We start from the raw sequence: 13,125 nt of genomic DNA, 5'->3' as shown, positions 1-13,125 counted from the left end.
CAGGCGTCTCCAGCGGTTGTCTTCAGTACGTACGAGCTGTGACGCGTACGTACCAGGTGGCGTCCATCCTGCCGCAGGCCACGTGTCCGCGGAGCACTGAGCCCGGAAGCGGGTGTGGTGTCTACGCTGGGTGGTGTTGTCGGGCAATCGCCGTCGACTCCCGTCGGCGGCCTTACGAGCCGAGGAAACCCGTGAGTGACTCCCCATTCGGATTCGGCCTTCCGCCGGAGGAGCCGGAGAACGGCGACGAGGGCAAGAAGAAGGGCAATGAGGGCGGCCAGGGCGGCCCGGCGAATCCGTTCGGGTTCGGCGGGGCAGGCGGCGCGGACAATCCGTTCGCCGCGATGTTCGGTTCGCTGAACCCGAACGATCTGGGTGCGGCCTTCCAGCAGCTCGGCCAGATGCTCAGCTACGAGGGCGGTCCCGTCAACTGGGACATGGCTAAGGACATCGCGCGGCAGACCGTCGCGCAGGGCACCTCCGACGGGAGCAAGGACGCCAGCGTCGGTCCCGCCGACCGGTCCGCGGTCGAAGAGGCCGTGCGCCTCGCCGACCTGTGGCTGGACGGGGTGACGTCCCTGCCGTCCGGTTCCGGTTCGGCTGTGGCGTGGAGCCGCGCCGAGTGGGTCGAGGCGACCCTGCCGGTGTGGAAAGACCTGGTCGACCCGGTCGCAGAGCGCGTCGGCGCGGCCATGGGTGACGTACTGCCCGAGGAGATGCAGGCCATGGCGGGCCCGCTGCTCGGCATGATGCGGTCCATGGGCGGCGCCATGTTCGGCCAGCAGATCGGGCAGGCCGTGGGCGTCCTCGCTGGCGAGGTGGTCGGCTCGACCGACATCGGCCTGCCGCTGGGGCCGGCGGGCAGGGCCGCGCTGCTGCCGGTGAACATCGAGGTTCTCGGCAAGGACCTGGGCGTGCCGAAGGACGAGGTCCGGCTGTATCTGGCGCTGCGCGAGGCCGCCCACCAGCGGCTGTTCGCCCATGTGCCGTGGCTGCGCTCGCATCTGTTCGGCGCGGTCGAGGGATATGCCCGGGGGATCAAGGTCGACACCTCGAAGCTGGAGGACGTCGTCGGCCAGCTCGACCCGACGCACCCGGAACAACTGCAGGACGCCTTGCAGCAGGGCATGTTCCAGCCCGAGGACACCCCGGAGCAGAAGGCGGCACTGGCCAGGCTGGAGACGGCACTGGCGCTGGTCGAGGGCTGGGTGGACGCCGTGGTGCACGAGGCGGCCAAGCCCCGGCTCACCTCCGCCGACGCGCTGCGCGAGACGCTGCGCAGGCGCCGGGCCTCCGGTGGTCCGGCGGAGCAGACGTTCGCGACGCTGATCGGCCTGGAGCTGCGCCCGCGCCGGCTGCGGGATGCCGCGCGGCTGTGGGCGTCGCTGACGGACGCACGTGGTGTAGACGGCCGGGACAACCTGTGGGAGCACCCGGACATGCTGCCGACGGCTTCCGACCTGGACGACCCGGACGGGTTCGTGCACCGGGAGCACCTGGACTTCTCGGAGCTGGACAAGATGCTGGGCGAGGCCGCGCCCAGGGACGACCGGGGCGACGCGGACGACAGCGGCGACAAGGACGACAAGGACGACAACCAGAAGTGAGCCTGCACGACGACGCCGTTCTCGTACTCAAGAACTTCGAGGCACAAGGGCAGCAGGAGCAGCTGCGCCAGGCCTACCTGGACCATCTGTCGGTCCATCCGGACGGGATGTGGAAGGCCTGCCGGGCCGGACACATCACGGCCAGCGCGCTGGTGATCGACCCGTCCCGCGGCCGTGTGCTGCTCACCCTGCACCGGAAGCTGCAGATGTGGCTGCAAATGGGCGGGCACTGCGAGCCGGATGACTACACGCTCGGGCAGGCGGCGTTGCGCGAGGCCACCGAGGAGTCCGGTGTGCCCGGGCTGACCCTGCTGCCGGGCGGCCCGGTGACGCTGGACCGGCATCCGATTCCGGCGCCGTGCAACTGGCACCTGGACGTGCAGTACGCGGCACTGGCCCCGGCCGGCGCGGTGGAAGCGATCAGCGACGAGTCGCTGGATCTGCGCTGGTTCGCCTACGACGAGGTGGCGGGCGTGGCCGACGAGTCGGTGGTACGGCTTCTCGAGCGCACGCGCGCGGCGCTCTGACGGCATGGGCGAGGGGCGGGGCTCACAGTTGAGCCCCGCCCCCTCACCCGCGAGACCGCCCCACCAGGGGCCTAGCTCCAGGCGTTGTTCTGGTTCTGCGCGTGCGAGCCGTGCTGGCCCACTCCGAACTGGGCGCGGGCGCCCTGGCCGATCAGCGCGTTCTGCGGCGGCAGCACCTCGCTGGGCTGGACCAGGGCGAAGCCCTGCCCGAGGAAGCTGAGCTCCCACCCCTCGCCGGTGTTGCCGCGACGGCGCCACACTCCGGTGGAGTGCGTCTGGGCCTGCATCTGCACACGCAGCGAGGTGGACCAGGCGACGATGGCGTCCGCGTCGACGTTGACGTACTTGTCCGGCGTCACGTGCATCATCAGCGGCTGACCCGAGGTCATCAACGCGACCTTGCCCTGCCCGGAGATGTTGAGCTGATACTTGCCGGAGCCGGAAATTCCGTACTGGCTGTCCACCGCGATGACTTCGGTGTTCAGCGTGGAGTCCAGTGCGAGGACATAGCTGCTGTCCACGGTCATGCCCTCGCGCTCGACATCCACGACGTGGACGTACTGCGCGAGGTTGGCGAGGTAGACCGTGCCCTGGCCCGAGCAGCGCATCAGATCGAGGCCCTCACCGGTGCGCGCGCGGGCGCGGCGCTGGCCGCTCGACTGATACTCGCCGTCGAAGTCGATGAGCCCCTGGTACGCGACCATCGCCCCCTTGCGGGCGAGGACGTCGTCCTGCCCGGTCAGGGAAACCCGCAGGAGTTGCGGGTTCTGTACGACATAGCGGTCCAGGGACTGCTGCTCCGTGTTGCTGAAAAGTGCGCTCTGCATGGTGTCTTCGCTCCCCCTCAGCCCCGGACCCGAAGGCGGTCCGTGCTGTCCTCGCTCGGCTGTACGACGACGATCCCCTGGCCGGAGAAGGCCATCTGGTACGCCTCACCGCTGCCCCGGCCGATCACCGAGGAGGCCTTGAAGCTGCGCTTGCCCTTCACCTTGAGGTTCGGGGACCAGGCGACGAGCGCGTCCGGGTCGACGTACGTCTCGTCCTCGCCCCGCCCGCAGTCGACGACGATCGGGGTGCCGCGGGAGGTCAGGGCGACCCAGCCGGTGCCCGCGATCTCAACGTTGAACAGACCCTGCCCGGCGAACTTGGCCAGGCCCTTCACCTTCTCCACGCCCCACTGGAGGTGCGCGTCGAACGCGAGGAGGTTGGTGCCGTTGACCGACAGCGAGTCGTTGTTGAGGTTGATGACGACGACGTCCGCGCCGTAGTCGGCGAGATAGAGCAGGCCGTCGCCGGTGCACTTCATGATCGGCGCGCCTTCGCCGGTCACCCACTGTGCGGCCATCTGCCGTACGGCGGGCGGGTTCGGCTCGTACTGGATGAAGCCCTCGTACGCCACCATCGAGCCGGTGCGCGCGAAGAGGTCCTGGCCGCTCTGCATGGCGACCTTGAGCATGCTGCGGCCGTGGTTCTCCATACGGGCCGCGATCGGGGTCGGGACGTAGCCCGCGAGTTGCTGGTTCATGACGGGCTCCCTCAGACCTCGTAGGGCTGGACGACGATGAAGTTGCCCGGGGCACCGCGGAACTGGAGGTTCACGGTCTCACCGCTGTGGCCCGGGTAGGCGTTGCGGCGCAGCCGCACCTGGCTGGAGATGATCACCTGCGAGGCGGACGACCAGGCGACGATGGCGTTGCTGTCCGCGAACGTCGTCGGGGTGACCGGCAGAACCACCGGGACGCCGTGTGTCTTGACGACCACCGTGCCGGTGCCCTGGAACTGCATGGTGAACAGGGCGCCGCCGGGGATGCCGTGGCCCTCGATCCTGCGGACCTCGTGCTGCAGCGACTCGTCGAAGGCGAGGACGTTCTCCGCGGAGACACAGATCCCGTCGCCCTGCAGTTCGATCGAGTGCAGGTGCGCTCCCTCGTCGGCGAGGAACACCTGGCCGCGGCCGGTGCAGCGCATCAGCTGCATCTCCTGGCCGGTGGCATTGCCCACGATACGGCCGGCGAATCCGGCGCTCTTGTAGCTGAAGTCGACCTTGCCCTGGTAGAGCACCATGCTGCCCTGACGGGCGAGCACGGCGGTGCCGCCCATCGACAGATCCACGCGCATGAGCTGCTGGTTCTGGGGCGTCCAGCGGGAACCGGTCGCGGCTTCCTTGTACGGCTGCAAGGCGGCCTGAAGTCCGGCGCCGGTCTGCGGGACGTTCTGGGGGACGCCCTGGGGCTGTCCGTACGCACCGGGCGGCTGGCCCGGAACCTGGCCGAACGGCGGCTGCTGGGGCGGCTGTCCGTACTGCTGCGGCGGCGCCGGGGGCTGTCCGTACGGCGCGGGCGCCGCCGGGGCCTGGCCCGGGATCTGGCCGAACTGCGGCGGCGTGGGCGGCTGTCCGTACGGGGCCGGGGCGGCCGGCGGAGCCAACGGGGCAGCCATCGTCGGCGCCGTGTGCATCTGCCCGGCGGGAGACTGCGGCGCCTGGGGAGCGGCCGGGGCGCCGAAGGAGGGTGCGGGGGCGGCGGCCTGCGGCGGCGGGGCGAAAGACGGGGCGGCGGCCTGCGGCTGTGCCGCTGACTGGTCCTCGGCGACCTCGCCGCCGAAGTTCCGCAGCAGCGCGTCGAGCCCGCCGTCGAAGCCCTGACCGACGGCGGCGAAACGCCACACGTCCTTCAGGTAGAAGTCACCGAGCATGACCGCGCGCTCGGTGGTGAACTCCGAGCCGGTGAAGGCGTACCTGACGACCTCTTCACCACCCGCGACGATACGGATGTAACCGGGGCCGACCTGGGACATCTGTCCCGCGCCGTCGATGGTGGCGGTGAAGGACAGCTTGTGGATGTTCGCGGGGACACGGTCCAGGGTGACGCGGAAGGACTCGGTGTCACCGGCCTGCGCACCCAACTGCTGAATGGACTCTTCCGGTGACTTCGGCTGGTTGAAGAAGATGAAATAGCGGTCGTCCGACAGCTGCTCATTCGCATCGAGGCCGAAGCAGCTGATGTCGAACGTCAGCCCGGGGCCGGCGATCTGCACACCTACGTACAGATCCGTCCCCGCTGTGAGGTCACTGACTTTGGCCTTGTGGCCGCGTTGGAATTCCCTGGCCATGCGTAACGACCGTCCCCCATCCCGAATGTGAATGCGTCGCGCCAGGCTAACCGCAAAACCCGACAATGAGCGAAGTCGGTACAGAGCCGGTACAGATCACTTTGCGTCACTCGCCCCGCGCGGCCGGCAGGTGCGGCAACCGGTCGGCGGCCACCACTCCTTCGAGGTAACCGCGGGCCCGTTCGGTCCGAGGATAGGCCTCCAGCAGCCGCCAGAAACGCGGCCCGTGCCCGGGGACCAGGAGATGGGCCAGCTCGTGGAGGAGTACGTAGTCGACGACGTACTCGGGCATGCCCTGCAGCCGGTGCGAGAGGCGGATACTGCCCTCCGCCGGAGTGCAGGAGCCCCAGCGGGTGTTCTGGTTGGTGACCCAGCGGACCAAGGTGGGCTTGGCCCGTCCCTCGAAATACTGGGCCGACAAGCGCTCGGCGCGCTCGGTCAGTTCCGAGTCGCCGAGGATGCGCTTGCTCTCCTGGGCGGCGAGCTTGTCGAGCATCACGGTCACCCACCTACGCTCCTCCGCCTCGGACATCCGGGCGGGGATCAGGACGACCGTGCGATCGCCCTCGCGGTAGGCGGAGACCGTTCTGTTGCGTCGCGTGCTCCTGCGGACCTCGACCGCGCTCGCCCACGGGCCGCCGGGAGGCTGGCTGGTCATGCTGCGCTTCGGGCCGGTGGCGCGGTGCAGTGGGTCGGCGGGCACGCCACGACGTTACCCGCTGTCAGTGGGTGAAGTCCCGCCCCGGTGACGGTTCCGGCGTGATCCACTCCACGAGGTGCACCATTTGAACGACTAATGGCCGCTACCTGTGGACAACTTTCCGCGGCCTTCGCCCGCGGCGGGCATTCTGACTGCACCGACAACGGGGGTTCCGGGAAGATCCGGAAACAGATCGGGGGCACAGATGTATCCGATGGTGAAGCCCGCCTTGCGGCGTGGCTGGCGAGATCGTCAGACCGTGCAATTCGGAGTGACACCCGCGCATGCGGTGGTGCTCGGTCCGGTGGACACCGCGACGGGAAGTTTCCTCGGCCTGCTCGACGGCACACGCGGGATGGCGCTGCTGCGGGAAGAGGGCCGGGCGATGGGACTGCCGGACGGGCACGTGGACGCGCTCGTCCGGCGACTCGCGGCGGCGGGGCTCATCGATGACGCGACTGCCGGCGGTCCGGGCGCCGAGGCCATACGTAAGCGGACCGCCGCACTGGACCGGCTGCGCCCCGATCTGGCGTCGCTTTCGCTGGTTCATCCGGAACCGGGCGGTGGGATACGGCGATTGGCTTCGCGGCGGGCTCTGCGCGTGCAGGTGCGCGGGGCGGGCCGGGTCGGGGCGGCCATCGCCGCTCTGCTCTCCGGATCGGGGGTGGGCCGGGTCGACGTCATGGACGGCGGATGCGCCGACGCCGGGGACGTCTCCCCCGGTGGACTGCCGTTGGAGTCCGTCGGGGACCGCAGGGACGCGGCCGCGCGCCGGACGGTGCGCAGAGCCGCGCCGGACCGGGCCCCGCGGGCATCGGAGGTGTCGGAGAGCACCCCCGGGGCCGAGCCGGGTCTGTCCCTGGTGGTCGTCGCGCCGCGGGACGGGCTCGCCGCGTACGCGCCGGATCCGGCCGCCACCGAAACCTGGATCGCGTCCGGCACCCCCCATCTGTACGCCGGAGTGATCGAGGGCACGGGCTTGGTCGGTCCGCTGGTGCTCCCCGGCGGTACGGCGTGCGCGGGCTGTCTGGCACTGGAGCGGGCGGACCGGGATCCGGCGTGGCCACGCATGTTGGCACAGTGGCGGTCCGGGCGTGGTTGCGTTCCGGCGTGTGACCTGGCGCTCGCCTCGGCAGTGGCGGGACTGGCCGCCGCTCATGCCCTGGCTTTTCTGGACGGGGAGCTGCCGGCTAGTACGGGCGCACGCTGGGAGGCCGCTCTGCCGCTGCTGGAATGGCAGTCGACGCGGATCACACCACAACGCGACTGTACCTGCGGCGCCATTGGGAACACTGAAGGGGAGCACTCCTCGGGGACCAGGGAGCCACAGGACACAATGGCCGGGTAACCGCCGTTCGCGGCACGGCTGTCTGGGATTTGGAGGGGCGAATGTCTGATCTTCCCCGGAAGGCGGTCACCCGAACCGCCAAGCTGGCCGCGCTGCCACTTGGCATCGCGGGCAGGGCGACGTGGGGCCTCGGCAAGAGAATCGGCGGGAAGTCCGCGGAGATAGTGGCGCGGGAACTGCAACAGCGCACGGCCGAGCAGCTGTTCAAAGTGCTCGGGGAGCTCAAAGGCGGGGCCATGAAGTTCGGGCAGGCGCTGTCCGTCTTCGAGTCGGCCCTCCCCGAGGAGATCGCCGGACCGTACCGGGCCGCACTGACGAAGCTCCAGGAGGCCGCACCGCCGATGCCGACGCGCACGGTGCACTCGGTGCTGGAACAGCGGCTCGGGGAGGACTGGCGCGAACTGTTCCTGGACTTCGAGGAAAAGCCGTCGGCAGCCGCCTCGATCGGCCAGGTGCACCGGGCGGTTTGGCACGACGGCCGGGAGGTCGCCGTCAAGGTGCAGTACCCGGGGGCCGGGGAGGCACTTCTCTCTGACCTCGCGCAGCTGAGCCGGTTCGCCCGGATGCTGGGACCGCTGATCCCCGGCATGGACATCAAGCCGCTCATCTCCGAACTGCGCGACCGGGTGTCGGAGGAGCTGGACTACGAGCTGGAGGCTCAGGCCCAGCGCGCCCACGCGGCGGAGTTCGCCGGGGACGTGGATGTCGTGGTGCCGGATGTCGTGCACCAGAGCGACCAGGTCCTGGTGACCGAGTGGATCGACGGCATACCGCTGGCCGAGGTGATCGCGGACGGTACACCCGAGCAGCGGAACAGGGCCGGGCAGCTGCTCGCACGGTTCCTGTTCTCAGGCCCGGCACGTACCGGACTGCTGCACGCGGACCCACATCCGGGGAACTTCCGGCTGCTGCCCGAGGCGGGCGGCTGGCGCCTCGGCGTACTGGACTTCGGCACGGTGGACCGGTTGCCGGGCGGGCTGCCGAGGACCATCGGCGAGTCGCTGCGGATGACGATCGAGGGTGATGGCGGGGCGGTGTACGAGCTGCTTCGCGCGGAGGGGTTCGTCAAGGAGTCCATAGAGCTCGCCCCGGACTCGGTGCTGGACTATCTGCGGCCGATCATCGAGCCGGCCGAGGCGGAGGAGTTCACATTCACCCGAGGGTGGATGCGCAATCAGGCGGCGCGCATCGCCGATCCACGTTCGCCCGCCCACCAGTTGGGCAAGCAGCTCAACCTTCCGCCGGCCTATCTGCTGATACACCGGGTGACGCTGAGCACCATCGGGGTGCTGTGCCAGCTCGGGGCGGAAGTCCGGCTGCGGGAGGAATTGGAGGCGTGGCTTCCCGGGTTCCTCCCCGATGCCGAGGAGGAAGGGGACGAACGGGCTGTCGGAGCGGAGGCTTGAATCACCACCATGACGAATCGAGCCGGCCTTCGATCGCTCTGAGGTTGGCCCGGGCGCAGTCGTCGCAGAAGTAGAGACAGCGGCCGTTCTCCATCGAGCAGGTCCAGGTCGGCGGTGCTCCCTCGGCCGACGTCTTACCGCAGCGGGAGCACACCATGGTCTCGGTCTCGGCACCCGGCTTCCCAGGGTGAGGAGTCTGCTGGTCCACCTCCAGACGATATCGCCGCGGACGGTCGACGGCCGTCCGCAACGCACGTGGGGACCGGTCCGTTCGGACCGGTCCCCAGGTGATGTCTTTCGGCGCTTCCGCCTACTGAACCATTTGACTAGTGCATGACCGCCATGGCCAGCGCACGCCGGGCACGCATCGACACACGCTCGGCGCGACGCTGCATGCGGCGGGCGGCGACCAGGCGCACGGCCTGGCGTTGAGCGTCGGCCTCACGCATGCGGTCGTGCATATGCGCACGCGCCATGGCTTCTGGGATGAGTTGCATCTCGCGGGTCCTGTTCTGACGCGAGGCGTTCGCGCCGATGGTGGTGACGTCTGAAGTCGCGGAGCCGGACGGCTCGCTGGTGGAGGGGATCATCGGGGCCTGCTTCTGGGGATCGTGCGTATGCGGTCGGTCGATGGTTCCGGTGATGTTCATGCCGCAACCGGGTTCTTGCGCGGACGGCCACGCGGACGCTTGCGGGCGACGACGACACCCTGGACGAAGAGCTCGCCACCCCAGACACCCCACGGCTCGCGGCGCTCCTTGGCACCGGCGAGGCAGGCCTCGACCAGCGGGCAGGTGCGGCAGAGCGACTTGGCGTACTCGACATCGGCCGGCGACTCGGCGAAGAAGACCTCCGGGTCGTACGAACGGCAGGGGACGGGTACCCCGAGGTTCTCGATGGCGTCGTCGAGCGCGGTGAGCGCGGTGAGCGGAGTCAAGGTGGAGTCCTCCGGGACATCGGGCGGGGAGATCGGGCGGGAAGGCGGTACGGACGGGGCGTGCGCTTCGAGTTGCACGGTGGTTTCTTTCCTCGTCTGGTCGTTCCGGCCTGTTGGCCGGGTGTCGGCAGGTACCGGGTGCTGCTGTCCCGAGGCCCCTTCGTCCGTCTCATCCGTTCGGACAAAACAGAAGGGCCGCGGATCCCGGGTGGGGTTCCGCGGCCCTGAAGGCGCCGGCCTGATCTGGATCAGACTGGATCACTCCAGGGTTCGAGCCCACGGAAGGCCCACATCGTGTGGTGCTGCGTCGTCTGCTTCTTGCATCCGGCACCGGCTGCCGCAGAGGCATAGGCATGCGCCTGAGCCACTGCTACTGCTGCTTCCGGTGCCTGGGTCGGTCGCTCATTGCGCTCCCGCACGGGGAGGCCCGCAAGGGACGCAGGGCTGGCGGCGGAAATGCCGGACAGACCGGTGCCACGGAGCGAGGAGCCGAGCGGGCAGGTGGCGACGACCGAGCGATCGGTCATTTTGGTGAAGGTCATGAAGCTGGTCACTGGTCTCGCCTCCTCTCGGCGTCTCGGGGAGCCGGCCCAAAGGGCCTACTCCCATGCGTATTCGGATAAGTACAGCACGAAGACAGGGCTTCAGAGAAGCCGCCGTTCCCGTGGTTAAGAACCTATGGGGCTTCGCGGGGCATGCGCAAACTATTTTCTCGACGAGTTTGCATCAGTCCTCCTCGTCTGCTTCTCCAACCTCTTCACCTGCGCAGATGGCCAGCACATCGGCGCCGAAGCGCTCGACTTTGCGTCCACCGACGCCGGAGATCTGCTGGAGCTCTGCCTCGCTGCCCGGCACCGCCTCGGCGATCGCCATCAGCGTCTTGTCGGTGAACACACAGAAGGCCGGCTGGCCCAGTTCCTGCGCCTGGCCGACACGCCACTCCCGCAGTCGCTCGTACAGGCCCTCGTCCATGTCCGAGGGGCAGTCCTCACAGCGCATCAGTTTCATCTCGCCGGCGTCGGTCAGCGTCCTGCCGCAGACCCGGCACTGGACGGGACCCCGGCGCCCGCGCTTGCGCCCACTGCCGCGCTCCACCCCTGCGCCGCCGACCGCACCACGGGTGCCCGCCGCCGCAGAGCCGGGGCGCAGCCCGCTCAGGAAACGGCTGGGGCGGCGCGAGGCCCGGCCGCCCGGGGCCCGGGACAGTGCCCAGGACAGATTCAGATGCAATCGCGCCCGGGTCACCCCTACATAGAGGAGGCGCCGTTCCTCCTCGACCTGCTCGTCGGTCTTGGCGTACGTGATCGGCATCATGCCGTCGGTGAGACCGACCAGGAACACGGCATCCCACTCCAGGCCCTTGGCCGCGTGCAGCGAGGCGAGGGTGACGCCCTGGACGGTGGGCGCGTGCTGGGCGGCCGCCCGCTCGTCGAGCTCGGTGACCAGGTCGGACAGGGATGCGGTGGTCCCGGCCTTCCCACCCGCGTCTGCGCGGCTCAGGTGCAGTTGCTCCGCGAGGCGAACCAGCGCGGCGAGCGACTCCCACTGGTCGCGGACCGCTCCTGAACCCGCCGGCGGCTCGGGGCTCCAGCCGTTGCCGCTGAGGACCGCGCGCACCTGGGAGGGCAGGTCCACGACATCGTCGAGCAGCGGGTCGTTGCCCCCGAAGCGGGCCGCGCTGCGCAGGCCCGCGATCGCCTTGCGCACCTCCTGCCGCTCGAAGAACCGCTCGGCGCCGCGCAACTGGTAGGGCACTCCGGCGTCGGCGAGCGCCTGTTCGTACACCTCGGACTGGGCGTTGATCCGGTACAGCACGGCGATCTCACCGGCGGGGACTCCGGCCGCGATCAGGTCGCGGATCCGGCGGGCGGTGCCTTCGGCCTCGGCCGGCTCGTCCGCGTACTCCGCGTAGACCGGCTCCGGGCCCGGCTCGCGCTGGGAGACCAGCTCGAGCCGGTGCTCCGCGGCGCGGCCCTTGGCCTGGTTGAGCAGACCGTTGGCAAGATGCACCACCTGCGGGGTGGAGCGGTAGTCGCGGATCAGCTTCACGACGGTCGCGTGGGGGTGGCGGGTGCGGAAGTTCAGCAGATGGTCGGGGGTGGCGCCGGTGAACGAGTAGATCGTCTGGCTGGCGTCGCCGACCACGCACAGGCTGTCCCGGTCTCCCATCCAGAGCTCGAGCAGCCGCTGCTGGAGGGGACTGACGTCCTGGTACTCGTCAACCACGAAGTGCTGGTACTGGCGCCGGATCTGCTCCGCGATGTCGTGCCGGTCCTGGAGGATGCCGACGGTGAGCAGCAGCACGTCCTCGAAGTCGATCATTGACCGATCACGCTTGAGCTGCTCGTACAGACCGTAGATCTGGGAGATCTCCGCCGCGTCCCGCGGTGCCTCACGGCCGGCTTTCGCCGCGGCCGCCGGATAGTCGGCGGGTACGGTCTGGGTGACCTTCGCCCACTCGATCTCTCCCGTCACGTCCCGCAGCTCATTGCGGTCGAGGCGGATCCGGCAGCGCGCCGCCGCCTCGGCGACCAGCTGCACCTTGCGCTCGAGGAGCCGCGGCAGATCCCCGCCGACGGCTCTCGGCCAGAAGTACTGGAGCTGGCGCAGGGCCGCGGAGTGGAACGTCCGGGCCTGCACCCCGCCCGCGCCGAGCTCGCGCAGCCGGCCGCGCATCTCGCCCGCGGCGCGGTTGGTGAAGGTGACGGCCAGCACACTCGCGGGCTGCAGGATCCCGGCCCGCACGCCGTACGCGATCCGGTGGGTGATCGCGCGCGTCTTGCCCGTGCCCGCCCCCGCCAGCACGCACACCGGACCGTGCAGGGCCGTGGCCACCTCGCGCTGCTCGGGGTCGAGCCCGGCGAGCACGGCGTCAGGTGAGTCAGGGACCTGCGGGAAGGAGGAGGAGGAGGAGGAGTGCGTTGCTGCTGTCACCCCGCCATGCTGCCAGGTCCGCGGAGGCGCTTGCTCCACGTTGTCCACAGGGAGACGGGTGCGGTCGTACAAGTGCGGGAATGGCAACCGGTTGGCGTACGTTCCCCTTCATTGCGGCCACGTACCGACCTACCGACCCACGTAATCGACGTAGGGGCGTACCGACGTGCCGGCCGACGTACTACCGACTCAGCGAGCGAACCAGAGGAGCGCGGGAGACCATGCAGGGACCTGTGACGATGTACAGCACAACGTGGTGCGGATACTGCCGTCGGCTGAAGAGCCAGATGGACCGCGAGGGCATCGCGTACACCGAGATCAACATCGAGCAGGACCCGGCCTCCGCGGCCTTCGTCGAGAAGGCGAACGGTGGCAACCAGACGGTGCCGACCGTTCTCTTCACGGACGGTTCGACGCTGACCAACCCCTCGCTGGCGCAGGTCAAGCAGAAGGTCGGCCTCGGAGCCTGAACCGTCGCCGAGACGCGGCCCGGACCGGGCGCGAGCCCGGACCGGGCCGGCCCGGTGAGGCCCTACCGGTTCAGGCCCGACCCGG

At 69.6% G+C, this 13,125-nt stretch carries 14 protein-coding genes; 5 read left to right on the top strand and 9 right to left on the bottom strand.

Annotated elements, in window-relative coordinates; all coding sequences use genetic code 11:
• The first annotated feature begins 191 nt into the window (after nt 1-191).
• Together AB0M62_RS12725 and AB0M62_RS12720 are read left to right on the top strand one after the other, a co-directional pair.
• Nucleotides 192-1,607, top strand: coding sequence for a zinc-dependent metalloprotease (locus AB0M62_RS12725; RefSeq protein WP_366074168.1), 1,416 nt, complete (start codon nt 192-194; stop codon nt 1,605-1,607).
• Complete coding sequence (locus AB0M62_RS12720; protein ID WP_366074167.1) at nt 1,604-2,134, top strand: NUDIX hydrolase; 531 nt, start codon at nt 1,604-1,606, stop codon at nt 2,132-2,134. Before AB0M62_RS12725 ends, AB0M62_RS12720 begins: the two co-directional genes overlap by 4 nt.
• 71 nt (nt 2,135-2,205) lie before the next feature.
• Here AB0M62_RS12720 and AB0M62_RS12715 read toward each other — a convergent pair whose 3' ends face one another.
• The 4 genes from AB0M62_RS12715 to AB0M62_RS12700 form a co-directional block, all read right to left on the bottom strand.
• Nucleotides 2,206-2,961, bottom strand: a complete 756-nt coding sequence (locus tag AB0M62_RS12715; RefSeq protein WP_366074166.1) for an AIM24 family protein — start codon at nt 2,959-2,961, stop codon at nt 2,206-2,208.
• A gap of 17 nt (nt 2,962-2,978) precedes the next feature.
• A complete protein-coding gene (locus AB0M62_RS12710) occupies nt 2,979-3,659 on the bottom strand; it encodes an AIM24 family protein (RefSeq protein ID WP_366074164.1) in 681 nt (226 codons plus the stop codon).
• A gap of 11 nt (nt 3,660-3,670) precedes the next feature.
• On the bottom strand, nt 3,671-5,245 hold the full coding sequence (locus tag AB0M62_RS12705; RefSeq protein WP_366074163.1) for a TerD family protein: 1,575 nt from the start codon (nt 5,243-5,245) through the stop codon (nt 3,671-3,673).
• Nucleotides 5,246-5,351: 106 nt separating this feature from the next.
• On the bottom strand, nt 5,352-5,948 hold the full coding sequence (locus AB0M62_RS12700; protein ID WP_366074162.1) for a M48 family metallopeptidase: 597 nt from the start codon (nt 5,946-5,948) through the stop codon (nt 5,352-5,354).
• Between the two features lie 202 nt (nt 5,949-6,150).
• Between AB0M62_RS12700 and AB0M62_RS12695 the strand changes: the two genes are divergently transcribed.
• The gene (locus AB0M62_RS12695) at nt 6,151-7,293 is read left to right on the top strand and encodes a ThiF family adenylyltransferase (RefSeq protein WP_366074161.1); all 1,143 of its coding nucleotides are present in this window, start codon (nt 6,151-6,153) and stop codon (nt 7,291-7,293) included.
• 41 nt (nt 7,294-7,334) lie between these two features.
• A complete protein-coding gene (locus tag AB0M62_RS12690; RefSeq protein ID WP_366074160.1) occupies nt 7,335-8,699 on the top strand; it encodes an AarF/ABC1/UbiB kinase family protein in 1,365 nt (454 codons plus the stop codon).
• A 1-nt stretch (nt 8,700) separates the two neighbouring features.
• Here the strand turns inward: AB0M62_RS12690 and AB0M62_RS12685 are convergent, their stop codons facing one another.
• The 5 genes from AB0M62_RS12685 to AB0M62_RS12665 all read right to left on the bottom strand — a co-directional run bounded on the left by AB0M62_RS12685 (nt 8,701) and on the right by AB0M62_RS12665 (nt 12,570).
• Nucleotides 8,701-8,907: a hypothetical protein gene (locus AB0M62_RS12685; RefSeq protein ID WP_366074159.1), complete on the bottom strand. Its 207-nt coding sequence runs from the start codon at nt 8,905-8,907 to the stop codon at nt 8,701-8,703.
• Between the two features lie 118 nt (nt 8,908-9,025).
• On the bottom strand, nt 9,026-9,349 hold the full coding sequence (locus AB0M62_RS12680) for a hypothetical protein (RefSeq protein ID WP_366074158.1): 324 nt from the start codon (nt 9,347-9,349) through the stop codon (nt 9,026-9,028).
• The gene (locus tag AB0M62_RS12675; RefSeq protein ID WP_366074157.1) at nt 9,346-9,714 is read right to left on the bottom strand and encodes a WhiB family transcriptional regulator; all 369 of its coding nucleotides are present in this window, start codon (nt 9,712-9,714) and stop codon (nt 9,346-9,348) included. Before AB0M62_RS12675 ends, AB0M62_RS12680 begins: the two co-directional genes overlap by 4 nt.
• A 170-nt stretch (nt 9,715-9,884) precedes the next feature.
• Complete coding sequence (locus tag AB0M62_RS12670) at nt 9,885-10,178, bottom strand: hypothetical protein (RefSeq protein WP_366074234.1); 294 nt, start codon at nt 10,176-10,178, stop codon at nt 9,885-9,887.
• A 184-nt stretch (nt 10,179-10,362) separates the two neighbouring features.
• A complete protein-coding gene (locus AB0M62_RS12665) occupies nt 10,363-12,570 on the bottom strand; it encodes an ATP-dependent DNA helicase UvrD2 (RefSeq protein WP_366074156.1) in 2,208 nt (735 codons plus the stop codon).
• A 221-nt stretch (nt 12,571-12,791) separates the two neighbouring features.
• Here AB0M62_RS12665 and AB0M62_RS12660 point away from each other — a divergent pair, with 221 nt between their 5' ends.
• Nucleotides 12,792-13,040: a mycoredoxin gene (locus tag AB0M62_RS12660; protein WP_366074155.1), complete on the top strand. Its 249-nt coding sequence runs from the start codon at nt 12,792-12,794 to the stop codon at nt 13,038-13,040.
• The last annotated feature ends 85 nt before the right edge of the window (nt 13,041-13,125 follow it).

Source organism: Streptomyces sp. NPDC051219 (assembly GCF_040682335.1).
GTDB lineage: Bacteria > Actinomycetota > Actinomycetes > Streptomycetales > Streptomycetaceae > Streptomyces.
The sequence above is the reverse complement of the archived record's forward strand: the minus strand, read 5'-3'. Positions and strand labels throughout refer to the sequence as shown.

Coding starts and splice junctions, on each gene's coding strand:
- AB0M62_RS12690 (WP_366074160.1), top strand. CDS start 7,335: ATGTCTGATCTTCCCCGGAAGGCGGTCACCCGAACCGCCAAGCTGGCC.
- AB0M62_RS12710 (WP_366074164.1), bottom strand. CDS start 3,659: ATGAACCAGCAACTCGCGGGCTACGTCCCGACCCCGATCGCGGCCCGT.
- AB0M62_RS12705 (WP_366074163.1), bottom strand. CDS start 5,245: ATGGCCAGGGAATTCCAACGCGGCCACAAGGCCAAAGTCAGTGACCTC.
- AB0M62_RS12695 (WP_366074161.1), top strand. CDS start 6,151: ATGTATCCGATGGTGAAGCCCGCCTTGCGGCGTGGCTGGCGAGATCGT.
- AB0M62_RS12680 (WP_366074158.1), bottom strand. CDS start 9,349: ATGAACATCACCGGAACCATCGACCGACCGCATACGCACGATCCCCAG.
- AB0M62_RS12715 (WP_366074166.1), bottom strand. CDS start 2,961: ATGCAGAGCGCACTTTTCAGCAACACGGAGCAGCAGTCCCTGGACCGC.
- AB0M62_RS12670 (WP_366074234.1), bottom strand. CDS start 10,178: ATGACCTTCACCAAAATGACCGATCGCTCGGTCGTCGCCACCTGCCCG.
- AB0M62_RS12660 (WP_366074155.1), top strand. CDS start 12,792: ATGCAGGGACCTGTGACGATGTACAGCACAACGTGGTGCGGATACTGC.